The sequence below is a fragment of the Wolbachia endosymbiont of Anurida maritima genome, assembly GCF_042182995.1.
Classification (GTDB): Bacteria; Pseudomonadota; Alphaproteobacteria; order Rickettsiales; family Anaplasmataceae; genus Wolbachia.
In genome coordinates this window covers 1,154,729-1,180,033 of record NZ_CP102058.1, presented here as the reverse complement: position 1 = coordinate 1,180,033, position 25,305 = coordinate 1,154,729, and the positions used below count along the sequence as shown (strand labels likewise).

The following is a 25,305-nucleotide window of genomic DNA, read 5'->3' as shown; positions in this document are numbered from 1 at the left end:
AAAGTGGATCAAGAGAAACTTACCACTTTCTTTACAAAGGGTTTGATGTTACCATTTGACTGCCTATTCTGAATTTATTGAATGAACATTAACATAAAAAATCTAGTTCATGCTTTCTCTAAATTGCCAAGCTTAGGGCCATCATCATCACGCAGGTTAGTTATACATTTACTCCAAAACAAAGAGAAAGTTATGCTACCACTTGCATCTTTGATTAAAGAGCTAGCAGATCTTATAATAGAGTGTGAAGTTTGCGGAAATCTAGATACTAAATCACCTTGTTCTATTTGTACTAACCCAAAACGTGACACTAAGTTACTGTGTGTAGTAGAAGAATTAGGTGATCTATGGGCGTTTGAAAAAGGAAGTATATATTCAGGTTTATACCATGTTTTGGGTGGCAGATTGTCTGCGATAAATGGCATAGGTCCAAAAGAACTCAACCTTGATACTATTCTGAAAAGAGTGACGGAGTCTAAAATTGAAGAGATAATTATCGCAATTAATCCGACATTAGAGGGTCAAGTTACTGCACAATATATAACTCAATTGCTAAAAAATTTGGATGTGAAAATATCACGCCTTGCTTGTGGCATACCAATGGGCGGAGAAATTGACTACCTAGATGAAGGAACGCTGAGGATAGCACTTACTTCAAGACAGGATATTAAATAATTATCACAGTCATTCCATTTCTTTTTAGCAAGCTATAAGTTTCTTACCATACTACCACTACTTATAAAATACTAAATTTTAGTGACATACTTCAGCCTAAAAACTTGCTTTACTAATTGAAAATATTGTACACTCAAAACATAGTGTTTTAAAATGAGGAGTTATGTTAACTTTTGTATTAGATGGAGTACGTAATACTTATAATTGGTTAATCAAAAAATTAAGATCAACCGCTCTTGATTTCATTGCGCTATTTAACAAAGAATACTCAGATAGTAAACGAATTGGATACATATTAAAGGATATAAAGAAAGAATACGCAGATAGTAAACGAATTGGACATATTATAGAAGATCATCTGAAGATTAAGCCTAAAATAGAGTCATTTGAAATTAAACATAACCTAAAATGTACCCCAATAATAGATCTTCTGGAGATTAAGTCTAAAATAGGGTCATTTGAAGTCAAGCATGACCTAGTAGTAGATTTTTCAAAAATGTTTAAAGTAATGGAACAAGAGCATAGATCTATTGAAAATCTGAAAAATGTGATTCGAGTAAGAATTGATGATCAAATTAGGTCGGGGGTGTCGAGGTTTAGTTATTCTTATGATGGCCAAGATCCTTATTTTTATGCAATCAATCAGGCACAAAAAATAAATGGAATAACAAAAGGTAATACGGACTTGGTTCTTCTTTTGTGGCTAATGTATGTTCATGTGCCTATAGATGAATATGGAGAACTATTAGAGGATCTTGTAAAAAATCACTCCGGTAATAGAGCTGAGATGATAGAAAAGTTATACCTACTTCAAGAAGAAGGTAAATTATCAATAACCAGTCGTAAGAGCCTAGATGGGATAATTAAAATATCCCCACTTATAGAAAAGGAGTATATTTCAAATGGGAAATTTTCTGTTATGGGAATGATAAGTTCTGGCAATTTATATGGCTTAGCAGAAAGGTTAACAAAAGATACAGAAGGAAGGGTAAAAGAATTAACCGGTATAGATATTCAATATAGTCCCGGAAGCAGCTTGAAGAACCTTTCCATTCATGCAGTGATAGAAAATTATGGATTATTTAAGTAAATGATTGTTTGGGCTCTTAATTTATAAAATACTATAATAAAATATAGTGTAAGAGTCTTATGTGCTTAAAAAAACTTATATCGCTAATAACATTCAAAAAGAAAGAAATAGCGCCACCACTTAAAGTGGTGGCTTGGGAAAATGACCGTCTAAACTATAAGCAATTTTCAGGTAAATTTAACAATATAATTAAAACAATTGATCAGTCTTTTACAATAATATCTTTGGAAGGATATGATGGATGGGGCAAGACGTTTTTTTTGAAAGAATGGGTAAAAGAGTTAAAACAGCAAAATGAAATTGCAGCTTATTATAGTGCATGGGATATCAATGCATTGGACCAACCACTGCCTTCTTTTTTAAATTTCCTATTTGAAGATTTATTTGTATCGTATAAAGTAAAAAGAAGTGTTATACAACAGTTCAAGAACATAAACCAAGAGCTATTTTCTCTAAACACACTAGGAAAGCTGATCAGTAAATCTCCACTTGCTATGCTTTCAGTATTTCTTGATGCTGCAAAAGAGGCTGATAAAAAAGACATAGGTTTTGTCTTGAGTGAATTAAGTCTTCTCCAAAGAAGAAAAGAGAGTACTAGAGATTTTAAAACACAGTTAGCGGATGTGGTTAATAAAATCAGAAAAGACAAAAACATTTATATAATAGTGGATAATCTTGATGTGTGCCGTCCTAAATTTGTTGTCGATTTTTTGGAATCTATAAAGTATATGCTTGATGTGGAGGGGCTGGTTTTCATTATTCCTGTAAGTAAAGATAAGAGTAATGTACAAAGAGCAATCAGCACAATACTTGGACCAAATTTTGACCTAAAATCTTTTACTGATCTCTCTTTACATTTACCAAAACAACCGATAGAAAAATTTACAAAAGAACTATTTGAAAATATTAAATTACCGAAAAAGTCAAAAAATTTGATTGTAGATAGTTTTATATTTTATGCAGAAAGCCTGTCACTATCGTTAAAAACAATAGAATACTGCGTANAAAAAATAAAGCTGTGTCTTCTGACTCACACAAGAGAAGAATTACCTGATCCGAATTTGTTTTCGTTTTTGGTAATACTGCAATCGATAAATATTGATATATATGAAGAACTAGATTCCTCATGTCAAAGAGCATTGGAAAAAATTGAAAATGAATATAAATCTTTAATTCTAAATGGTCAAGAAGAATGGGAAAAACTTAAAACCTCTCTAGAAACTGCTTTTGCAGAGAGGGAGTCAAAAATTAACAAAGCTATAAAGGATATACTATTTTGAAAAGATACCCTACCTTTACATATACAAAGATAGGGTAACATTTGATTAACGCCCTTTTACTATGTCATTACCTTGTTCAAACTTTCTGATTAATTCGCTTACATTGACATTAGATAATTTTTTACCTGCAGATTTGTCATTATGTGAAGCATCAGGTTTACGAAGGTCTTCCTTACTGTTACTCCTAGTAATATTACATCTAACAATGTTTGAATCATTAGACTTATCGCTTACATCTGAAATATTGCTTTTTTCACTACATGAAGACGAATTACTCGACATATTGCCTAAGCTAAAGAGCTTTTTACCTTGATAGATTGGATTCCAATCAAGTGGATTATAAGTTTTTTTGCTAGTCTCAACCTTTTGCTGTTTAGGAGAAAAACCTAGGTTTTCTCTTTCTTTCTTGCTTAGTGTTTTGAGAAATTTTACGGTTTCTAATTCATCTCCTGCAGCTAAAGTAACTTTCTTTTCCTCCATAACATTAGGCTTTGGAAGAGCAGAATCAGCTTTCTCTCTTGCATTTAATTTATTAGTGCTTTCATAAATGTCAATATTATGATTTTTCATCAAATTTTGCATTGTTGGGCCAAATGTTCTTCCAAGATTGCTACTTACTGTTTTATTACTATCATTTGCTTGAGAATGAGGTGCATTTCGCTCAAAAATCGCTTTTATTCCAGCAAATTTAGCTTGGGAAGATTTCGGAGGAACAGGTGGATTAAGCTTTACTATTTTTTCTAACTCATTCTGCGACGATAACTTGGTCTCTGGTGCTCTTGGTGTTACCTGTGGGGCAACCATGCCTTTCGAGTTTTCATTTTTAGGAAAAATTTTTGGATTGTTTTTTTCTACTGTAGTATTCATTTTTTTACCTCTAAGCCTATTAACTAGTAGAATTATAAACTTAGAGGTATTAATTTTGTAATAACGATGCTAACAGGTTTCAAATAAGCATCGCCAGAGGATTCTCTATATAATGCTTAAAGGCGTTTAAAAATTTTGCTCCGAGTGCTCCATCAACTGTCCTGTGGTCAACAGAAAGTGTTACTGTCATTATTTCTGCTATCTCTATTTTCTCATTCATAACAATTGGTTGTTTTTTGGATGCACCAACTGCCATAATGCAAGATTGCGGCGGATTGATTATAGCACTGAAGGCTTTTATACCAAACATCCCTAAGTTGGAGATAGTAAACCCTCCTCCTTGAAACTCTTCAGGTTTCAATTTTCCAGATCTTGCTCTGCTTACTAAATCTTTCACTTCTTTTGATATAGATAAAATACCCTTTTTATCAGCATTTTTTACTATAGGAGTAATTAGCCCATCTTCAAGTGCCACAGCAATTGAAATATCTACATTCGAGTATTTAAGTATTTTATTATCTATCCACGAAGAATTTATGTCAGGAAATTTTTTCATGCTAAAAGTCACAGCTTTGATAATTAAGTCATTGATTGTTACTTTATTGTTTTCATCTGCTGAGTTAATCTCATTTTTAAGCGATATTAACTTATCAACCTGGCAGTCTACAGTTAAGTAAAAATGTGGAACATTCTGTTTGGATTCAATCAAGCGCTGCGCGATTATCTGGCGCATGTTACTTACTTCAACTATCTCAGGACTTTCAGTGCGTATACCACTGCTTAAAGACTCCAACACATCAGCTTTGATAATACGGCCATATGGACCTGTACCTTTTAATTGCTGCACGTTAACCCCTTCATTTTGAGCTATTTTCTTAGCTAATGGACTTATTTTTGTTCTACCTTCTACATAACCCTCTGTCATCTGAGTAGCTGACACTGGGATCCATGCTTCTTTTCTAGATCCCAGTGTCACGCACTGGGATGACATCAAAGAGTTGGATGACATCGAAGGGTTAGATGACATTGGAGGGTTGGATGATATTGAAGAGTTGTATGGTACTGAGGGATTGGTTTCAACTTCTTTCTTAGCTTCAATATTGGTAGCAGAAGCTGAAACATAGTTACCGAGTGCACTTTCATCTTCTCCTTCTTCCAGCATTAAAGCTATCAGTTGATTTACAGGCACGCCACTTGTTCCTTCTGTTACTAAAATTTTTGCTATGACTCCTTCATCCACAGATTCAAACTCCATTATGGCTTTATCAGTCTCTATCTCAGCAATTACGTCGCCTACTTCAACTTTGTCTTGTTCTTTTTTATGCCACTTTACAATTTTTCCTCCAGTTTTACTCATTGTCGGTGAAAGAGCAGGCATTAATATTTCTATAGGCATTGATTTTGTATTTAAAGATCTATTCAATTTTTAATTTACTCTTTATCTTATGTCAACCTAATCGTGAATTATGATGAATAAGTCTGTTACACTATCTCTCACGTCATCCCAGTGCGTGACACTGGAATCTTGGTTCAGTACTATTATCCTATTGTTTTTATTATTTAGCCATAGCTTGTTTGCTAATAACTTTGTTTCAACAAAATCAAGTAAGATCAACATGAGAACGGGGCCAGGGTTTCACTATCCTGTAAAATGGATATACACTTGCAAAAATCTGCCCCTGAAAGTGATAGAAGAGTTTGAGAGTTGGAAAAAGGTCTGTGATATAGATGAAGACTGCGGATGGATAAAAGGCAATCTGCTTAGTGATAAGCGCTACGCGATTTTAAAAGAAGATACTTATGGATATCAAAAACAGAGTGTAGACAGCAAGATTACTATGAAAATAGACAAGTTTGTTGTAATAGAAATAAAAAAATGCAGTGAAAAATGGTGTTTGCTGTCCTCATCGAAACGCAAAGCATGGGTACAAAAAAAACATATATATGGGGTTGATTAGGTTGACAAAAGATCTGAATTAACACTAGTTTCTGGGCCTTCTGTAGCATGCTCTTCAGATGAAGCAGAGGGTTCTTGAGGCTCTGGAGACTGTACAGGGCTATCACAGAAACTCCTTAACATCTCCTCAGCAGATGAGTTTAAAATTTGTACAATAGACTTTTCACTTTGTTCTTTTAACGATTGATCAAACCTAGAGATCAATTTAGAAAACTCGCTGCCTGATTTTTCAGCTTCACTTTTTATTTTACTTTCTATGCTTGCAATATTGTAAGTTAAAAATATGTTATAAAACGAACAAGAGGGAAGATAACTCTACTCACTATAGGAATAGAGCTATCACGGGCATGTGCGACCGAGGCAAAATTGGTATTACAACCGTGGCAATCAAGGTACACTAGCCCTATCTCTCGATACGTTTGAATAGTTGCATGGGACATACCCGTTTACAATAGACCTCTTTCGAAACTCATATAGACAGCTCAAAGTCTGCTATCAAATTGAACCTCAACCCGAAACGTTTTCGTCTATTTCGATATCGATCTGTGATAATTTTGAATCTTTTCAGCAAACCTATAACATTCTCAACCACAACTCTTTGACTTGCAAGCTCTTGATTTTCTTCCTTAGTTAGTGGCTTCTTTTTCGTCTTCCTGTTCGGCAATTCAACATTTGCGTGAATTTTCTGCATTCCTCTATAGCCAGCATCAGCTAAGACCTTAATTTTCGGTAATATTGCCACTTTTGATTCCTTAAAAAGCCGAAAATCANNTCCATTTGAGAAAGATGTGCAAATGATCTTTTTGCTTTTCTTTTCTGCAATTATTTGTGTTTTTATACTGTGCTTTTTCTTTTTTCCTGAATAAAATCGTTTTTGCTTTTTNTTGGGTCTTTCCACAGGAGTTTCTGTTGCATAGATCACTNNATATTCCATATCGCTTTTTAGAAGTTCTTTTCGTCCTGGCAACGCAAAATCTGGATGTTTTACCAATGTATCTTCAATCCACTTTATTATTTTATAGGTCGTACTTTCGCTCATACCATAACTTCGACCAATGTGGAAATATGTCCGATATTCTCGCAAATATTCCAATGCCATAAATAGCCTGTCTTCTATACAGAGCTTGCTTTTGCCCCCACTCCTTGCTTTTTTTCGTCTATCTTCTTCATCTATAATTTCTACCATTTTATTAAATGTTGACCTTTTTACTCCTGTCAGCCGCCGAAATTCTTCATTATCTAATTCCTTGTTTTGTTCATATCTCATACTTTTAAATGTATGATTTTATACTAATTTTTGCTCTTTGCCAATTTTGAAAGAGGTCTACTGTATCGGCGTCTTATGTTCAATTTTTTGCAGTATATAGATACTGTATGTCTTTACAAAACTTCATCTACATCTAGATTTTTATCTAAATAAGCTGAACGCGCTTATAAAGCGTTACAAGACATCAAAAAATGCCAATATTTTAAAGCAGCCAGGGCTTCTTTTGCCTTTTTTTTATTTGGTAAATTTCTTAATATTTATAGCTAACATATTTGAGGGCAACTTCCGCTAGTAGGGTGTCATCCCAGTGCGTGACGCTGGAATCCCAAAAAAAAGGATGATGTCATTCCAGTGCCTTGACTACTTGGATCCAGAAAACTTAACTTTAAATAAGTGGCTGCATAATAAAGACTAGATCCCAGTGTCACGCACTGGGATGACATTATAGGAGCACTGGGATGACACCGAAGTGGCTACTCGGATGACACCATCATAAAGTGAACCAGTGTCACGCACTGGGATGATATCATAGGGGCACTGGGCATAAGTGTTGAAAGTAACACAAAAAAGACATAAAGAACTATTATTGCAAGAAAATGGAGGCAATAATGGATCAAATAGAAAGAGTACTAAATTTAATAAAAGATGAGGATTTAGAAAGGCTAGGAAAATTAAGTGAAGTAGATAAATGTAATACTAAATTGTTGGGCAAGATTATATTTAAAGGTCTAATGAAGTTAATATTAATGGGGCAAAAAACAAGCCTAAGAGCGCTAGAAATGGTAATAAACAGGTGTATAATGGATAAGAATAGCGATAAAAGTACAGTAACATACAGTGGTTTGTCAAAAAGGTTAAAAGTTATAAATCCAGAATATTTTAAGGGAGTATATATTGATTTGATGAGCAAGATTAAAAAGCTATTACCCCAAAAAACATCAAATAACTTACATAAGTTTGATTCGACGATCATAAATTTATCGGGATATCTCATAAAAGATGGGCTAAAAATAGGCGGTAAAAGTAACGACAGTCAAGTTAAAGTGAGTGTAGGATTAAAGGATCAATTGCCGACAAGTATAAGATTTTGTAAAGGACAAGAAGAAAGTAGTGAAGATATAGCATTAGTGAGAGCAATTAATGAAGCTAAAGTTGAAAAAGAGGATATTTTATTATTTGATAGAGGAATCAGAAAAGTTGGAACTTTTGCCGAATTTGATGAAAAGGAGTACAAATTTATCACAAGAGTTAAAGTGGGAAGAAAACATGATGTTATAAGCAGGAACAAAGTTATAAGAGAACAAAAATCGGATGGATCAGAGATTTTAGAAGATATAATAGTTAATCTTTATCGTGCACGAGGTAAAGTGGCAGAAAAGCATGATCTACGGCTAATAAAAATCAGAAATAAAATTGGAGATGAAATATGGTTTTTGACAAACTTGTTTGAAATGCCAGCTTATGAAGTAACAGAGCTATATAGGCGCAGATGGGATATAGAAGTGTTCTTTAAATTTATAAAGCAAAATCTTGGATATAAGCACTTTTTAAGCCATACTATGAATGGCATGAAGGTGTATATTTACATGATTATTATTACGGCTTTGTTATTTCTTGTTTATAAAATCAAAAATAATCTACATGGGTTCAAAATAGCATTACTGCAATTCACATTGGATCTAAATGACTCTTTTATACGTTCGATTGTTTTACTGTCGGGAGGTAATTTACATGCCGTTGATCATCTCATATCACGTTATTTTTGATACTTTCAACACTTATGGGGCACTGGGATAACATCATAGGAGGCTTGGATGACACCTTGACGATTTGAAGGACCGTCATCCCGCTACATGTTAGCGGCTAAGAGATACCGCGGCGGTATGACGTAGAGCTCGCGTTAGCTATAAGATTAGCTAACATTCTGCACGTCCATAAAAAATAAACCTTCTTTCTCGTCTTGAACGCTAATAATAGCGTGAGTGTTAAAAGGTAAAGGATCATTTGTATGTCCATGGCCTACCCCTTTTATTGTAAATACAGGAAAGTTAACACTTTTTGCAAACCTTTCTTTTACAACTTCAACAAGGTTATCGTTATAGCAGTTAACGAAATCCCCAAAGATTACTGCATGTACTCCATCAAAGATGTGGGCTTGTTTTAGGTGATCTAAACTGCGCTCTATTGCGATGGGNTAAACTCTTATGTCCTCTAAAAATAGAATTTTACCTTTCGCATTTATTTGCCAAGCGGTTCCTATACTATTTTCAACTAGAGTCATATTACCACCGATGATTTTAGACTCTAATCTGCCATCTTTTAGTCTAATGCCATTATTTATCGTCTTTAGGTTATCAAATCTGATAGAATTCCGCTTGTTAAGAATTAACTCTTTCAATTTTTCAACAGAGCTTTCAGAAACGGAGTTATTTACTATCATTTCCAACATGGTGCCGTGAAGAGTTTGCCAATCATATTTAGCTTGTAGATGGATGTGCAAGGCAGTTATATCGCTATAGCCTATGAGGATCTTTTTGTTTTGAGCAATCCTTTCTTTTTTATCATTGGGTAACTTTTCTAGATAGGGAATTAACCGAGAAGCCCCTTCTCCTCATCTGATACACCAAATTATTTTACTATCATTAGTTAGTGCACTAATCAAATCATTTGCTCTGAATTCATCAGAGTTGGAATAAAATGGATTATCATTACTATATATTTTCTCCGAAATATGGGGATTAAAATCCAAAGCTTCTACATATTCTTTTATAGTAGTCAGATCTGATTCTTTTCCCTTCGAAGAAGGAGCAATAATATCAACTTGGTCGATTGCATGAGTACTTGTGTTAGCACATAAAGTGAGAATGAAATATAAAAGATAAACAATCATTAAAATATCTTATAAAACTCTTTTTTTAGTATATCATCCAATTCAGAGAGTGGAACTTTCACTCCTAGTTCTTCCATTGACGTGACGCCATAANCCTTGCAACCCACAAGGAATAATACCCTTATAGTGAGAGAGGTCTGGAAAGACGTTAAGCGCTATGCCATGATAAGTTACCCATTTTCTTAAACGGATACCAAAAGCTGCAATTTTTTTNTCTACTCCGTTATGGTTTACCCAAATGCCTATTCTATCTTCTCTAAACTCTCCAAGTATATTAAATTGCTTTAAAACATTTATGATCCACTTACTTAGATCTCTAATATATAGCTTTATATCGCATTTGTTTCTTTTTTTAAGGTTTAACATTAAATATATGATGCGCTGTCCTGGACCATGATATGTGTGTTTACCACCCCTTCCTGTTTTATATATGGGAAATAGTTTTTCAACAATATCATCAGCTGTTGCACTGATTCCCGCTGTGTATAATGAAGGGTGCTGGAGTAGCCATACCAATTCGTCTGCTGAATTATTGTGAATTTGTTGAACTTTCTCTTCCATGGATTTTACAGCACAGTTATAATCAATAAGCTGATTAGATATTAGCCATTCTACCATGTTCAATTTCTTTTCTTTTTAGTATAGCAGTGCATTCTTTTCCTGTCATCCAAGTACCCTCTTCTTGTCATTCCAGTGCGTGACACTGAGATCTATGTCTTAGTTTAACTACAGAATCTAAAACACTTTTAACTTTTAAACATCTTTCATGAGGCACATATGAATTTCAACATTTTTCAAAGAAAAAAAAGCAGAGTATTTAGTAAATACTCTGCTTTGCAACTAATAATGGAACCAAATTGGAGTAAGCGTGATTATGTAAGTTTTGCTGAGGAAGGTTACATAAAAAATGTTATTGCCTTTCGAGCAATCAATATGATTGCAAGTGCTGCATCTTCGGTACCTTTTACTCTCTGCCGGCTTACTGATCAGGGAAAATCACAATTGAAAATTCATCCATTATTAAAGTTACTTTATTCTCCTAACCCAATGACATCAAAATCGGAATTTATTGAGGGAATTGTAACTTATCGGTTAGTTAACAGCAATTCTTATATATTGATGATTGAGTCGCAGAACAATAGAAAACCACCAACAGAGCTTTATCTTCTGCGCCCTGATAGGGTTGAAATTGTTCCAGGAAGAAATAACGTTCCTTATATCTATCGTTATACCATAAATAACAACAGTTATGACTTTAAAGTTGATAAACTAACCGGACGTTCAGCAGTGTTGCACCTAAAGACCTTTAACCCTTTGAATGATTGGTATGGATTATCACCAATTGAGGCAGCTGCATACAGTATAGATCAGCATAATCAGGCGGGTGCTTGGAATCAAGCTATGCTACAAAATGGGGCAAGACCTAGTGGTGCAATAGTTGTGAAGTCAGCAAAAGATGGAAGTGGTGGAAATTTAAGTCAAGAGCAGTACCAACGCTTAAAAGCGCAGATAAATGATCATTATTCAGGTCCTGTCAATGCTGGAAGACCGATATTGCTTGAAGGAGGCTTGGAGTGGAAAGAAATGAGCTTATCACCAAGGGATATGGATTTTATCGAGTCCAAACATAGTTCAGCTCGTGATATTGCCCTGGCTTTTGGCGTTCCGCCGCAGTTGCTTGGCATACCAGGTGATAACACTTATAGCAATTTAGTCGAAGCACGCTTATCCCTTTGGGAGCAGACGGTTTTACCAACGCTAGAAAATATTATCTGTCACCTGAATTCTTGGCTGACACCAAGATTTGGTGAAGATCTGTGCTTGTCGTACGACAAAGACGCAATAGAAATTCTCATGGAAAAAAGACAAAAGTTGTGGAAATACGTAGAAAACGCAAGCTTCATGACGCTCAACGAAAAAAGAGAAGCTTTTGGCTTGCCACCACTGCCAGGTGGTGATAAATTGAGTTGAAGTTTTGATGTTTATTACTAAGTATAGTGTAGGCATTATGCTAAGTTGTAGTAGGTTAATAGATTGGAGGTAGTTTATGAACAGAGAACAAGAAAATTTAGTAGATAGTTCTCGATTTACTTCTTCGCATGGAAACACAGCAAATGTTAATGTAGCAAATCATTATGGTGCTACTCCTTTACATTATACTGCTTACGGAAATCGTGAAGAGGAGATGAATTTATTGCCTGGAAATGGAGTGGATATTAATGCAGCAGATCATCATGGTGCTACTCCTTTACATTATGCTGCTCACAACAACCTCAAAGATGTGGTGAAATTATTGCTTGAAAACGGAGCAGATGTTGATGCAAAAGATAATCATGATTCTACTCCTTTACATTATGCTGCTTACAAAGGCTGCAAGGATGTGGTAGAATTATTGCTTGCAAAGGGAGCAGATGTTATTAGTACAGCAAATAATCATGGTGATATTCCTTTACATTATGCTACTCGCGGAGGCCACAAAGAGATAGTAGGGTTATTGCTTGCAAAGGGAACAGATGTTGATGCAACAAATAATAAAGTAGAGGCTCCTTTACATTTAGCTGTTCAGTTGGGCTACAAAGAGATAGTAGAATTGTTGCTTGAAAACGAAGCAGATGCTGGTGCAAAAAATGATGAAGGAAAGACTCCTTTACATTTGGCTATTTATATGGGCCACAAAGAGATAGTAGAATTACTGCTTAACAGAGCAAATATTAATGCACCAAGCACAAATCTTAACAACTCAAATGCTGAGCAATTTCAAATAGCTGGTCGGTCTTATTGTTAATTAGAGAAGAGCACATAGGCCTCTATGTGCTCTTTGCCAAAAGATCTAACTTGAAGATACCAGTTCAGATGAGTTCATTGTCTCCTAAACCGTACACGTCTAACAAGCTACCGCTAGAGCTTGTGAGAAATTCTCTATTTTTGTTCCCTTTAATTTACTAGATAAATTATCTACAAGCAAATCTGATTTACTACAGACCTGCTCTATTTTTTCAGGAGATAAATAGGAATCTAATTGATTTGCTATACCAGATACTCCATCTAAAACTACTCCAGCACCGTATGGTATATATNNGGACACAGTGTACATAGCACCTGACGTAAAATCTAGTAAGTTCTGAGAAGAAGTGGTAATTTTATACCCTACTGTGTTTTTATCTTCTCCTTTGCATTTTTCAAGCACTTTTGATGCACCATGAGGAATATAAGACATACCAGCTATACCATATGAAGACCCATTTAAGGCGTATGATACAACTACCGTTGTTGCTGATAGCGCTTTGGCTCCATATTTTGCAGTATAAAGCAATGGCTTAAGGGCATAAGAAATAGTTTTACCTTGTGATTCAGATTCAAGCAACGAATTTAGTTCTTCTTGTGTTGCTGCACATTCAAAAAATTCTTCCTCATCAATTTCTGCAAGATCAATCTCTTCAAAACCCTCATCAATATCTACAAGAGTCACTGTTTCTTTTATAGGGCTAACTTCTACATCACTTCCAATAACACTTGAATTTTTGCCAAAAAGATTCGAAAACATACTAAACATTTTTTTTACCTACAACTTAACGCTCATATCAATATATTAACCTAATATTAACTAGGTGTCAAGCACATATGACTCTTATAAACGGATGTTAGTAAATTAACTATTTTTCTTGCCAACCAGAGCGATGAAGATTTGGTCTACATCAAAACTCATCTTAGGACGCCAAATAGGGCCATCCAAATGCATATCGATATAGATTGGATTACTATAATTTGGTGGTATGAAAAAGAACCTGAATATAGAATTTAAAGTGAAGTTAGATAAGGTTAAATTAGAAGAGATCGACCCTGATGCTTGATCAATCCCGAATTGTAAACTAGTTGAACATATACCACTCTTAATACTTGCTTTTCCGCTAATATTTTCAAAAAATGTTTTACCATTATATATATCAATATAAGCAAGTGTGGAAATTTCAGACTTATTCTTACTGCTTAACAAATTAGTGATAAATGAATTGAAATCTACATAAGTAACTTCTATTCCCTGCGCTTGTAAATTTATATCTCCTGATAAGCTATTAGCCCAATCATGAAAACTTTTTCCTTGAGTTTTGATTTCACCACTTAAGCTTATCTGACCATTTACATTGTCAATTCCTATAACCTTACCAATCTTTTTAGTGTCAAAATTGGAAATGAAAAATTTTGCATACATTGAATCTAATCTTAAATAACCCTGAAAAAACACTTGCCCATGTTCTAATACGTAACTTACCTGCCTAATAGTGATAGTGTTGTTTCTCATTACCGCATCCAAATTAAAATCTTTCAAAACATTCTGCTCGGTTTTAAATTCTGCAGTATTGATTTGCACATTTGCGTCAAAGCCTTCTTTATCATCCAAGAAATTAAGCTGCTTTGTTGACCATTGAATTTGATCTATCTCATTTCTTGAGTTTCTTTTCGTCTCTACTAAATTCGGTAATGTAATAATTTTTCCATTAAATTTACTGCCCGTAAGGTTAACATCTAATAAAGGTTTTGCGTATTTTTGATCTACTAATATTTTTGCATTACCGGTAATATCGAAATCTTCTCCAGATAGCTTTATTTTATCTGCAACCAGCTTACCTTTTTCCATTTTTAGCAAAAAATCCAAATTTTTAATTTTCGTATCATTCAATGTAAAGTCATTAACACTGGCCTTTATATTTGCGTCATACTTAGAATTTTTCAGCCATTGCATTTTAAATAAACTGCCAAATAATGAATAATCGTATTTATCTGCATTAAGATTATGCATGCTAAATTTACCATTGATTGCATTGTGTTTTTTTGTGTGGCTTACTCTGATTGACCCTTCCAAAAATTCCTTATCATTTGTTAATCTAATTTCTGAAATGGATAATATTCTTGGTGCAAAGTGTAATTTAGAACTTAGCATAAATTGATTTTTCTGGTTTTCTTTCATCTTTATAGAAGGGAAAAAACATGAAATGAATGACTCAAAATCATTTCCTTCTACTAACAAATCACCGTTAAATTCAGATAGGGCATTATTATTTGAGATCTCTCCTGATAAATAAGATATATTGTTGATTCCAGGAAATTTAAGAAGCGTATTAACTTTTACTTTGCCATCAGTGGATTTTAGTACAGCACGGAAATTGTCCAATATTTTGTTTTGATATTGAATGTTAGAAGCTTCCATATTAAAATTTAAGCTCAAGTTCTTTGGCACAATTGCTCTAAAGCATTCCAGAAGGTCTTTCATATTCGTTGTTCTTTGTGAATCATTTTGTATGGAATCTAAGTCAACTTTACTGAAGCTAATATTGAAATTAGTGTGATTGCCTTTTCTATCATTTTGTATTGTACCACTGGCTTGCATGCTTTTGGAATCAATTTTTAAGTCAGTTGCCGTAAACTCACTTTCATTAAGACTTATATTGGATGATATCTTGATATTTTCGCCAGGAATAACACAAGAGAGAAAGCTAAGATTAATAATTTTTGCTAAATCACTCACAGAACTGGAACTGTTATTAATTGTTAATGTTAAACTACCCTGGAGTTCCTCTTGATTTCTATTACCTGTAAATAGCAAATTTACAAAATTTGATTCAACACTAATATATACATTCTTTTTTGTGAGATTAACCTTTCCTGAAAAATCGTAATTATTATCACCTACCTTTACTTTACCAGAGAATTGCCTATTTTTTTTTACAGCAACCTCCTTTATGTTAACAATATCAGCAAAATCACTCTTAAAACTTACTTGGCTGTCTTTTATTACTATATCGACTGTGTTACCACTGGCTTTTGTATTTATAATATTAATTAAATTTTCTTTATTGCTTTTCATGCCAAACAATGTGATTGACTTTGGTTGCAACGAGAATAAAAGCAACGACAGGAACGATGGCCTTATTTCAATTTTTCTTACACTAATTAAATCTGATAGCTTTTGCTCTTTGTTTTCGTTGTATTGTACATATACATTATAAATAGTAAGCTTTGGAGTAATGAGTGAAACTTCAACTTTTCCTCCAATATGCACTTTAGCATCATACGTCTTCTCCAACTCTTTTATAATATATTCCCTGTAGCCACTCCAATCCTTAAAAGTTGCAGCAACGTGCATGAGAATGAGTAGCAGCAAGATTGATAATATGGCATATAAAGAAAGTCGTTCGGTAGAAGTCATAGTCCTATCCCCCTTGATTGAGTTTTGCTTCTATAACTCCCCCACAAGAACCGTGCATGCAGCTTTCCCGCACACGGCTCCACAATATTAGCGTTCACGACATACCTCCTGTGTATATAAGGAAAAACATATTTTTGGTTTTGGTGGTGGATTGACTTGTGTATAATGCATAAATTGTTCCCAATTCATGCTCTTTTTCTGGCTACGTCGGTTTATCCACTTAAACGTTAGCTTCTTTACTGCCCAATTAAACTTATTGAGCCATCGATAATTTCCGCTAATCCCGAAGTAGTTATAGTGTCCTCTTAGTTTGGCTTTGAGTATTTGCCACCAGTCTTTGAGACGAATAAGATTCCGAACCGCTTTCAACCACTCTTTGATTTCTTTAATCTTTCTGGCTAGGCTTATTTTTGAAGTTTTCTGCTTCATCATAAGTCTGCCATTTCGACTTTTCCCACAATAATGTGTAAATCCCAGAAAATTAAAGCTTTCCGTCTTTCGTTTCTCTCTTTCTGCTTGATACCATTCTTTCTTACCAAACTTTACTATTTTTGTTTTATTTTCAGATATTTCCAAACCAAACTTGGCTAATCTTTGTTTCAATGATTCTAGAAATTCTTTAGCGTCTTCCTCACTTTCACAGCACACCAGAAGGTCATCTGCGTACCTGACTAGCTCCATATACCCCTTAGATTCTTGTTTTACTTCCTTTTCAAACCATAGATCTAGTACATAGTGTAAATATATATTTGCCAATACAGGGCTTACTATTCCTCCCTGAGGTGCTCCTTGTGTGGTTGCTTCATAATGTCCAGCTTCGATGACTCCAGCCTTAAGAAATTGCTTTACTAGCCACAATAAATTTGGGTCAGATATTCGTTCCCTTACGCATCTCATCAGCCATTTATGTTGCATATTATCATAGAACTTCTTGATATCCACTTCTACAACGTAGTTAATTGGTTTGTGCATCACTGCTTTATCTAGTGCTTTGACTGCTTGATGACAGCTTCTACCAGGGCGAAAACCATACGAATTGTCCAGAAAGTTTGCTTCATAAATATTTTCCAATATCTTCTTTAACATTATCTGTACCAACTTTTCTTCTGTTGATGGTATTCCGAGACCGCTCTTTTCCTTGCTTCCAGTTTTGGGTATGTATACCCTTTTCACTGGTTGCGGTCGGTATTGCTTTCTCTTCATACTATCCACTAGCGTTTTAAGTTTCTCCTCTAGGTTTTCTCCATACGCCTCCACTGTCACTTGGTCTGCACCACACGCTTTGTTACGTTTTAGTTCCTTATAACACTCTGCAAGATTCTCCTCATTGATAAGGTGTATCAGCGATGTAAATTTTACCCGCTTATCTTGCTTCGCTCTTACCGCTATCTGGTTTAGTTTTCCTTGCATATTCCTCCAATCTCTGNNTTGTATCGGTATTGCAATCCTCATTCCAGTTGCTATATTGCTGACCGCTTCCCCTTGTATGTGGCTTTCCCACACTCTGAGTACTATCAGTCAGTCCGACTTCCTTTGTATCTTTCGTTGGTCCTTGCCTTTNGTTGACTTGTTCCAGCATACCTTAGTAGGAATACAAAGGATCTCCCAAGTTCATTTAGGCTCCATCTCAATACATGATACGGCCTCGGATCCCGATAGAGTGAGTGATAACTTGCCNTTATCGTTACCCCTCATGCTGTCTTCCACCACATGAACAGTGTCGACCTCTATAATGTTGGCAATTTCGGAACTCAATACCTTTACTTTCGTTGCACCCTGTATTGTCCATTCCATTAGCTTTACTACGCTCGTTACCTTACGCAGCATAATGGTCTGTTCTAGGCTGTTGGCTAGACTTTGCCTAGGTTGGATTTTCACCAACTGTTTTCTAAACGCTTCCCTTGGCGCACTCATAATAGGCCTCTCATTCCGGCATCTCTTCGTCTTGTCATCCCAGTTTACCTTTTTCCTGTCATCCCAGTGCGTGACACTGGGATCCATCTTATTTTCATCATGAGCATTATTTCAGCGTATGCTCCTAGAATCTGTTGTCTATTGCATAATTTGCAAATATTTTTATATCTGGATCCCAGTGTCAAGCACTGGGATGACAAAGATAGGCACTGGGATGACACCGTTTGCTGTTCCTTTAGCAAAAGATCTAGTTTATACATATTTCAAATTATTCAAATTTTCTCTAAACATTAAATAAAGAGTACCAAAATAAACAATAACACTCAAAGCTATTAAAGTCGTTAAATAAACGATACGAGCCAACACTTTATCAAAAAATAATCCTGCCAACAAAGCATGAAAAATATAAAGGGCTATTGACATAACTGCCGTTGCTACAAAAATTTTCATGATATTTAACAATAACGCTTGGCTAACCTTATACATTTTATTTATTGTTAAATAACTAATTAATAGAATAGAATTTATCCAAGTGGAAGCAGAAGTAGCAATAGCAATTCCCGTATGTTGATATTTACTCATTAACAAAAAGTTCAGTACAACATTAATTCCAAGACACATTAGTGAGAATATAGTTGGGATTTTCAAATTTCCTTTAGCAAAAAATGTGGGTAGCAACACTTTATTTATAATAAATGCAGGTAAAGAAAGAGAAAATGCTATTAATGTGGGAACAGTTTGTTGTACTGCATAGTGATCAAACCGGCCATAAGAAAAAAGTGTATGTAAAATGACATCAGGGATAATAATAAAGGCGGCAGTTATTGGCATGATTAACATTAATCCAATATTGAGAGCCTTATTTTGTATTTTGACTATATTCTCAGTATCATTCATCTGCTTTGAAATTAAAGGAAGAAGCACTGTACCGATTGCAGTACCGATTATTCCCTGCGGTAGTTGATTTAGTCTATCGGCATAATATATATAGGACACCGCATTTGGTATAAAACTCGCCATGATTGTGTCAATCCATAAGCTTATTTGAGTTACACAATTGTTGATAATTGCAGGTATCACACGCTTAAAAAACAACCTTACTTCATTGCTTAATTCAAGGCTAAAANNAGAAAAAGCTGCCTTTAACTTGTATGCACTAAACAGTATCAGAAGTAACTGTAAAATCCCTCCGATTAGCACAGCTATAGAAAGGTTATGTGCTGAGGTTTTTATATAAGGCATAAATAAACTGATGATTAAACAGAGATTCAAAACGATTGGTGCAATAGCTGTTGAAGCAAAATGCTGCTTTACTTGCAGCATTCCACCAATAAGTGATGCAATTGAAACAAAGATTATGTAGGGCATCATAATTCTTGATAAAGTAACAGTAAGGGTAAACTTACTTTGGTCAAATCCAGGAGCAAAAATTTGAATCATATAAGGAGAGAAAGTTTGCATGATAAGACAAAAAATTACTAAGATAATAAACGTAATGGATATTACACTACTTGCAAAATTAAATGCCTTCTTATTATCATGTGATTCTGCCGAGTATAACGGTATGAATGAGGTAGTGAACGCTCCTTCTGCAAAAAATGCACGAAATAGATTGGCAAAGCGAAACGAAGAAAAAAATATGTCTGCAAGAGAGGTTGCACCAATAACTGTAGCAATTAATACATCTCTTATTAACCCTGAGATCCTTGAAATAGCGGTAAAAAAACTAAATGTGAAAATACTTTTAAACATACCACTACTTCATTAGTATCAATACAATTAACTATAATAGTAAAAGTATCAATGAAAATATTTATTGGCTAAACTTAAAACCCTCTGCAAAAGGAGAGTTAAATAATCAATTGACTATTTGCGCTCTTATGTTAGAAATTTTATATCTTGGCGGGCGTAGCTCAGTTGGTAGAGCGTCAGTTTGTGGTACTGAATGTCGCCAGTTCAATCCTGGTCGCTCGCCCCACTAAAGTTTTCTGCTTGACGGAGATATGAACAAATGGTAATATTATTATTTAATTAAGGAGGTTGTATGAGTAAAGAAGATTTAACACTTTTAGGTGTAGCATTAGGTGTAGCATCAGTAACAGGTGCACTCACAGGTTTGGGATTGAGTTTCACAGCTTTGTCACCTTTGGTTATAGGTGGAATTGTTGCTGCCGTTCCTCCAATATTATTTGCTGCATGTTCGATATACGATAATGTAAAAAAAGGAGAATTCTCCANNAAAAAAGATCTTTTCGAGATGGCCGTTGTATGCGTTGCAGGCGCTGCAATTGGAGTTGGCCTTGCTGCAGCCGCAACTGCTATTTTTCCTGGTGCAATGCTTGGAATGGGCTCTGCAGCTTTAACAGGTGCGGCAATAGGAGTAATAGCGCCGATAGCAGGGTTCTTTGCAACCGTGGCTACACTATTTGCTGCTGACAAAGTGAATGAGCACATTATATCACCTATAATTGAGCACTTTTCTTCAAAAGGGAAGGGGTACGAATCACTTTAAACCAATTAAGTAAGGTTTCTGCTTTCTGTTATTCTAGTGTGCAGCACATAGCTGTACGAACATTGCAATTTGAGAGCAACCTCCATCGGTAGGGTGTCATCCCAGTGCGTGACACTGGGATGACAGAAAAAGTAATGAATTTACTGTAAAATTTGACATTAACTGCTGATAATGGGAATATTAGTAGAGTAAGAATTACTCAAGAAGGCATGCATAAGTACGACGTAGTAGTAGTAGGTGGTGGTCATGCAGGGTGCGAAGCGGCTGCTGCGGCAGCTCGCCTTGGTGCAAACACGCTGCTTATAACTCATAAAATTTCAACTATAGGAGAAATGTCCTGCAATCCAGCAATTGGAGGAGTGGCAAAGGGTGTTGTAGTTAGGGAAGTTGACGCTCTTGATGGAATAATGGGAAGAGCAATTGATCAAGCAAGCATACACTCAGTCATTTTAAATAGCAGCAGAGGTGCGGCGGTGTGGGGACCACGTGCACAGGCAGACCGAAAATTGTACAAGCAAGCAATACAGGAAATTATTCTAAATTATAACAATTTGACGGTAAAAGAAGAGTCAGTTGACGATTTTCTTATAGAGAGTAATAATAATGGAGAACCGTGCATTAAAGCTGTAATAACAAGCTCAGGAGAACGTATACTAACAAGCAAAGTTGTTTTAACCACAGGAACTTTTCTGCAAGGTGTGATTCATATAGGAGAACAAACAACTCCTTCAGGGAGAATGGGAGATAAGCCTGCAGTAGAACTTGCAAATACGTTGAAGAAATATAATTTTAAATTAGGTAGATTGCGCACCGGAACTCCGCCAAGGCTCGATCGTGGCACTATAAACTGGTCAATATTGCAAGAACAAGTGGGTGATAATCCACCTGTTCCGTTTTCTTACTTAACAGAAAAAATTAACCAACCTCAGGTATCATGCTTTATTACCCATACTAATGAAAACACGCATAAAATAATTAGAGAGAATCTGCACAGGTCAGCTTCTTCATATTTAGATGATATTGTTGCACCAAGATACTGCCCATCAATTGAAGTTAAAGTTAAAAAATTCGCAGAAAAAAGTAGTCATCAAATATTTCTAGAGCCAGAAGGGCTTGACGATAACACTATATATCCAAATGGAATTTCAAATTCATTGCCCATCGAAGTGCAGTGTGAAATGATAAAGAGTATCAAGGGACTTGAAAATGCAGAAATATTAAGACCTGGATATGCAGTTGAGTATGACTATATTGATCCACGAGAGCTATTTCATACTCTTGAAACTAAGAAAGTCAAGGGTCTATATTTTGCCGGCCAAATTAATGGCACTACTGGATATGAAGAAGCAGCAGGACAAGGAATTATCGCTGGAATTAATGCAGCACTCTCCTCATCTGGCAAAAAAGAAAGCTTTGTTCTTCATCGCACAGATTCGTATATTGGCGTAATGATAGACGACCTGGTCACCAAAGGGGTGATCGAGCCTTATAGATTATTTACCTCACGTGCAGAATATAGGCTAGCTATCAGGTCAGACAATGCGGATAGAAGATTAACACAAAAAGGTTATGATATTTCCCTTGTGTCGCATGAGAGATACTCTGTTTTACAGAATAAACTTGAATCCATTAAGCAGCTTGAAGAGAAGTTAGGGAGTCTGACGATTACTCCTGAGCAGCTTAGGTCTTATGGTATCAAAATATCTTATGATGGGATAAGAAAAACGGCATTAGATCTACTCAGCTATCCAAACATCGACTGGAATAAATTACAAGAAATATGGCCGAGCGTCACACGCTGGGATGGCACTGCAATGGGTGGCATAACTAAGAATGAAATATGCGAAGCGGTTGAAATTGAAGCAAAGTACAGGCCTTACCTAATAAGACAAGAAGCGGATATGAAGTTTTTACGAGAGGAAATTAACACTCAAATTCCAACTAATTTCAACTACTCACAGATTAAAGGCCTGTCAAGTGAAGTAATAGAAAAGTTGCAGACGATAAAACCAGCAACAATTGGCATTGCAAAGCAAATACAAGGCATCACTCCTGCAGCGATAGTGAGCATATTAGTGTACCTTAGGAATAAGAAAACGAAAGTAGCTGCTAGTTTTGCGNTGAGGTATCCCATGTCAAAAATCGAAGAATTTCGTTCTTTTATGCACGAAATAAATGTTGATGCATTTATGCTGCATACTAAAGACGAATATTCAAATGAGTATTCAGAAGAGCTAACAAAGCTGTGTGGCTTCACAGGAACAAATGGGCTACTTATCGTTACAAAAGACAACAAGTGCCCATTTTTTACAGATGGACGCTATATCACACAAGCTCACAATCAGCTCGATCGGGGCAATTTTCAAGTATATAATATACAAGAAGAGGATCCACGCGAATGGGTAAAAGCAAACTTAACATCAACTGCCTCACTAGGTTATTATTTGCAATATTTTACCGTAAAAGATATAAGAAAGTATGAGAATATCTGTAAATTAATACCCTGTTTAGCTGGANAAAAAAGTGACTATCGAAAACAAGCAGTGGTTTTACATTCTATTAAATATGCTGGTGAAAGTAGCAAGAATAAATGTGAAAAAATTGCTAAAAGCGTAGATAAAGAAGCTGAAGCAGTGCTTTTAACTGATCCAAATTCAATTTCATGGTTATTAAATTTAAGAAATGAAAATGCTAAATATACTCCATGTATATTGGGCCGTGCTATATTGTATAAAAGCGGTAATGTTGATTTGTTTATTCAAGATAAAGAACATTCAACTATAGAAGCAAATTTAGGCAATCATATAAATATTTTTGATATTAGTGAGCTAGAAAATTCGCTGCACAAGCTAAATTCAATAGTTATAGATCCAAACACAACTCCAATGAGTATCATGGCTGTAATAAAAGATAAACAGGTAGCTGAAAGAGAAGATCCTTGTTTAATTCATAAAGCAGTGAAAAATCAAACTGAAATAGCTGGGGCTATAAATGCACACATTAAAGATGGAGTGGCAGTTACAAACTTTCTACATTGGCTTACTAATAGATTTACTGTCATCCGAGCAGCTGACACTGGGATCCAGGAAAAAAACATAGATTCCAGTGTCACGCGCTGGAATGACACCAAGGAAGATGATGATTATTCAGATAAGAAGTTCAATGAAATGACAGAACTTGAAGCTGAAGAAAAGATTTTAGAATACAGAAAAGAGCAGAATTTGTTTAAACAATTGAGCTTTCCAATAATTTCCGCATTTAATGAAAATGGAGCAATAATTCACTATCGTGCAAGCAGTAAGACGAATAAAGTAATTCAGAAAGATGGACTGTATTTGATTGATTCTGGTGGTCAGTACCTTGACGGCACAACTGATGTGACAAGAACTGTAGCAATTGGTAATCCGACCAATGAGCAAATAACCCACTATACAATAGTACTCAAAGCTCACATTGCTATAGCAAGTGTCGTCTTTCCTCCTGGCACTACTGGTGGAGAATTGGATATATTAGCACGTACGCATTTATGGAAATTTGGAATGGACTATATGCATGGTACAGGGCATGGAGTAGGAAGCTATTTATCAGTGCACGAAGGACCACAAGCAATATCAAAAAGTAATAAAGTAAAATTAGTACCAGGTATGATACTATCCAATGAACCTGGCTATTACATTCCGGGAGAGTATGGAATAAGGATTGAAAATCTGATGTATGTTGACAGACAAGAAGACGGCTTCTTAAACTTTAAACAACTGACCTCTATTCCATATGATAGAAGGCTAATAGATGTGCAAATGCTTACTAAGGATGAAATTGAATGGATAAATAGCTATCATCAATTTGTCTATAAAAACTTAGAGCATGTCTTCAAACTCAAGAATGAGCTAATTTGTGAAGCATAATAGTGATCATATTAAAAAAGATGTTATTTTTTGAAGTGAGAGGAGAATGCTCATAATCCTTACTCATACGTCTAAAATTGGAGAGCCAAGCAAAGGTTCTCTCAACAATCCAACGTTTAGGAATAACCTGAAATCCTGTATCAACTACTTTCTTGGTAATCGTCAACAAACATCCAGTTTCCAATAAACAGCGGTTTTGCAATTTACCTGTATATCCTTGATCAGCAAAAAACTTACGTAATGTTGGAGCTTTGCATTTGGCTTGAACAAAAAGATTTAGTTGCACCATCACGATCTTGAATGCTTGCACTGTGTACTTCAGCAGCAATTACAAGACCTAGAGTATCTACAACGATGTGGCGTTTTCTACCCTTTACTTTCTTGCCAGCATCATATCCTCTGGATCCCCTTTTTGAGTGGTTTTTACTGATTGACTGTCAATTATTCCTACTGATGGAGTTTCATTCTTACCAATTATCTTTCTTAGTTTTTTAACTAGAAAATCATGAATTTCTTGCCATATTCCACTTTTTTTTAAACGCGAATTACAACTATACACGGTTTTCCATGGTGGAAAATTCTTAGGTAGTTGTCTCCATTGACAGCCTGTTCTCATCACATACCTTATTGCATCGATAATCGTTCTGATACTGTGTTTTCTTGGTCTGCCGGTCTTTTTAGGTTCAAAATATTGCTCTATCATCTTCCATTCTTTGTCACTTATATCGCTTGGGTACATTTAA

20 protein-coding genes, 1 tRNA gene and 4 pseudogenes are annotated in these 25,305 nt (G+C 35.3%); 11 read left to right on the top strand and 14 right to left on the bottom strand.

The features are described from left to right. The first annotated feature begins 87 nt into the window (after positions 1–87). The 3 genes from recR (at position 88) to NOX90_RS06315 (ending at position 3,045) form a co-directional block, all read left to right on the top strand. Complete coding sequence (gene recR, locus NOX90_RS06325; RefSeq protein WP_375604625.1) at positions 88–675, top strand: recombination mediator RecR; 588 nt, start codon at positions 88–90, stop codon at positions 673–675. A 163-nt stretch (positions 676–838) separates the two neighbouring features. Beyond that, positions 839–1,765 (top strand): hypothetical protein, encoded by a 927-nt coding sequence (locus NOX90_RS06320; protein ID WP_375603949.1) that lies wholly within the window; start codon positions 839–841, stop codon positions 1,763–1,765. Between the two features lie 59 nt (positions 1,766–1,824). Beyond that, the gene (locus NOX90_RS06315) at positions 1,825–3,045 is read left to right on the top strand and encodes a P-loop NTPase fold protein (protein ID WP_375603948.1); all 1,221 of its coding nucleotides are present in this window, start codon (positions 1,825–1,827) and stop codon (positions 3,043–3,045) included. Positions 3,046–3,090: 45 nt separating this feature from the next. Here the strand turns inward: NOX90_RS06315 and NOX90_RS06310 are convergent, their stop codons facing one another. Together NOX90_RS06310 and NOX90_RS06305 are read right to left on the bottom strand one after the other, a co-directional pair. After that, on the bottom strand, positions 3,091–3,912 hold the full coding sequence (locus tag NOX90_RS06310; RefSeq protein ID WP_375603947.1) for a hypothetical protein: 822 nt from the start codon (positions 3,910–3,912) through the stop codon (positions 3,091–3,093). A gap of 79 nt (positions 3,913–3,991) precedes the next feature. Further along, the gene (locus NOX90_RS06305; protein WP_375604624.1) at positions 3,992–5,308 is read right to left on the bottom strand and encodes a pyruvate dehydrogenase complex dihydrolipoamide acetyltransferase; all 1,317 of its coding nucleotides are present in this window, start codon (positions 5,306–5,308) and stop codon (positions 3,992–3,994) included. 73 nt (positions 5,309–5,381) lie between these two features. On the opposite strand from NOX90_RS06305, the gene NOX90_RS06300 reads away from it, so the two are divergent. Continuing rightward, complete coding sequence (locus NOX90_RS06300) at positions 5,382–5,870, top strand: SH3 domain-containing protein (protein ID WP_375603946.1); 489 nt, start codon at positions 5,382–5,384, stop codon at positions 5,868–5,870. On the opposite strand, the pseudogene NOX90_RS06295 reads toward NOX90_RS06300, so the two are convergent. The 3 genes and pseudogenes from NOX90_RS06295 to NOX90_RS06285 all read right to left on the bottom strand — a co-directional run. Continuing rightward, a pseudogene (locus NOX90_RS06295) lies at positions 5,867–6,139 on the bottom strand (hypothetical protein); the annotation flags it as partial. The gene NOX90_RS06300 and the pseudogene NOX90_RS06295 sit on opposite strands and share 4 nt — an antisense overlap. 199 nt (positions 6,140–6,338) lie before the next feature. Next, positions 6,339–7,136 (bottom strand): IS5 family transposase, encoded by a 798-nt coding sequence (locus NOX90_RS06290; RefSeq protein WP_375603945.1) that lies wholly within the window; start codon positions 7,134–7,136, stop codon positions 6,339–6,341. Positions 7,137–7,547: 411 nt separating this feature from the next. Further along, a complete protein-coding gene (locus NOX90_RS06285; protein WP_375603944.1) occupies positions 7,548–7,742 on the bottom strand; it encodes a hypothetical protein in 195 nt (64 codons plus the stop codon). Between NOX90_RS06285 and NOX90_RS06280 the strand changes: the two genes are divergently transcribed. Further along, positions 7,733–8,902 carry an IS4 family transposase gene (locus NOX90_RS06280; protein ID WP_253303197.1) on the top strand — a complete coding sequence of 390 codons (1,170 nt, stop codon included), beginning with the start codon at positions 7,733–7,735 and terminating at the stop codon, positions 8,900–8,902. The two genes, NOX90_RS06285 and NOX90_RS06280, sit on opposite strands and share 10 nt — an antisense overlap. A 146-nt stretch (positions 8,903–9,048) precedes the next feature. On the opposite strand, the pseudogene NOX90_RS06275 reads toward NOX90_RS06280, so the two are convergent. Beyond that, positions 9,049–10,026: pseudogene (locus tag NOX90_RS06275) on the bottom strand (LD-carboxypeptidase). After that, positions 10,026–10,644, bottom strand: a pseudogene (lipB, locus tag NOX90_RS06270) (lipoyl(octanoyl) transferase LipB). Before lipB ends, NOX90_RS06275 begins: the two co-directional pseudogenes overlap by 1 nt. A 159-nt stretch (positions 10,645–10,803) precedes the next feature. Here lipB and NOX90_RS06265 point away from each other — a divergent pair. Next, complete coding sequence (locus NOX90_RS06265; RefSeq protein ID WP_375603943.1) at positions 10,804–11,997, top strand: phage portal protein; 1,194 nt, start codon at positions 10,804–10,806, stop codon at positions 11,995–11,997. A 76-nt stretch (positions 11,998–12,073) separates the two neighbouring features. Further along, positions 12,074–12,811, top strand: coding sequence for an ankyrin repeat domain-containing protein (locus tag NOX90_RS06260; protein WP_375603942.1), 738 nt, complete (start codon positions 12,074–12,076; stop codon positions 12,809–12,811). An 864-nt stretch (positions 12,812–13,675) separates the two neighbouring features. Here NOX90_RS06260 and NOX90_RS06255 read toward each other — a convergent pair. The 4 genes from NOX90_RS06255 to murJ all read right to left on the bottom strand — a co-directional run bounded on the left by NOX90_RS06255 (position 13,676) and on the right by murJ (position 19,897). Further along, positions 13,676–16,231, bottom strand: a complete 2,556-nt coding sequence (locus tag NOX90_RS06255) for an AsmA-like C-terminal region-containing protein (RefSeq protein WP_375603941.1) — start codon at positions 16,229–16,231, stop codon at positions 13,676–13,678. An 87-nt stretch (positions 16,232–16,318) separates the two neighbouring features. Continuing rightward, complete coding sequence (gene ltrA, locus NOX90_RS06250; protein WP_375603644.1) at positions 16,319–17,641, bottom strand: group II intron reverse transcriptase/maturase; 1,323 nt, start codon at positions 17,639–17,641, stop codon at positions 16,319–16,321. Between the two features lie 548 nt (positions 17,642–18,189). Continuing rightward, on the bottom strand, positions 18,190–18,405 hold the full coding sequence (locus NOX90_RS06245; RefSeq protein ID WP_375603940.1) for a hypothetical protein: 216 nt from the start codon (positions 18,403–18,405) through the stop codon (positions 18,190–18,192). Next, the gene (gene murJ / locus NOX90_RS06240; protein ID WP_375603939.1) at positions 18,398–19,897 is read right to left on the bottom strand and encodes a murein biosynthesis integral membrane protein MurJ; all 1,500 of its coding nucleotides are present in this window, start codon (positions 19,895–19,897) and stop codon (positions 18,398–18,400) included. Before murJ ends, NOX90_RS06245 begins: the two co-directional genes overlap by 8 nt. A gap of 150 nt (positions 19,898–20,047) precedes the next feature. On the opposite strand from murJ, the gene NOX90_RS06235 reads away from it, so the two are divergent. The 4 genes and pseudogenes from NOX90_RS06235 (at position 20,048) to NOX90_RS06220 (ending at position 24,562) form a co-directional block, all read left to right on the top strand. Then, positions 20,048–20,123: transfer RNA gene (locus NOX90_RS06235), tRNA-His, on the top strand. A 66-nt stretch (positions 20,124–20,189) separates the two neighbouring features. Continuing rightward, positions 20,190–20,657, top strand: coding sequence for a hypothetical protein (locus NOX90_RS06230; protein WP_375603938.1), 468 nt, complete (start codon positions 20,190–20,192; stop codon positions 20,655–20,657). Between the two features lie 209 nt (positions 20,658–20,866). Continuing rightward, positions 20,867–22,759: pseudogene (gene mnmG, locus NOX90_RS06225) on the top strand (tRNA uridine-5-carboxymethylaminomethyl(34) synthesis enzyme MnmG); the annotation flags it as partial. A 30-nt stretch (positions 22,760–22,789) separates the two neighbouring features. Beyond that, the gene (locus NOX90_RS06220; protein ID WP_375604623.1) at positions 22,790–24,562 is read left to right on the top strand and encodes a M24 family metallopeptidase; all 1,773 of its coding nucleotides are present in this window, start codon (positions 22,790–22,792) and stop codon (positions 24,560–24,562) included. Here NOX90_RS06220 and NOX90_RS06215 read toward each other — a convergent pair. The 3 genes from NOX90_RS06215 to NOX90_RS06205 are packed head-to-tail and all read right to left on the bottom strand — an operon-like array spanning position 24,534 to position 25,301. Then, a complete protein-coding gene (locus tag NOX90_RS06215; protein ID WP_375603641.1) occupies positions 24,534–24,890 on the bottom strand; it encodes a transposase in 357 nt (118 codons plus the stop codon). The genes NOX90_RS06220 and NOX90_RS06215 overlap by 29 nt on opposite strands. Continuing rightward, positions 24,796–24,993, bottom strand: a complete 198-nt coding sequence (locus tag NOX90_RS06210) for a transposase (RefSeq protein ID WP_375604568.1) — start codon at positions 24,991–24,993, stop codon at positions 24,796–24,798. Before NOX90_RS06210 ends, NOX90_RS06215 begins: the two co-directional genes overlap by 95 nt. After that, positions 24,936–25,301, bottom strand: coding sequence for a transposase (locus tag NOX90_RS06205; RefSeq protein WP_375603639.1), 366 nt, complete (start codon positions 25,299–25,301; stop codon positions 24,936–24,938). The genes NOX90_RS06210 and NOX90_RS06205 overlap by 58 nt, the downstream gene beginning before the upstream one ends. Positions 25,302–25,305 lie beyond the last annotated feature (4 nt).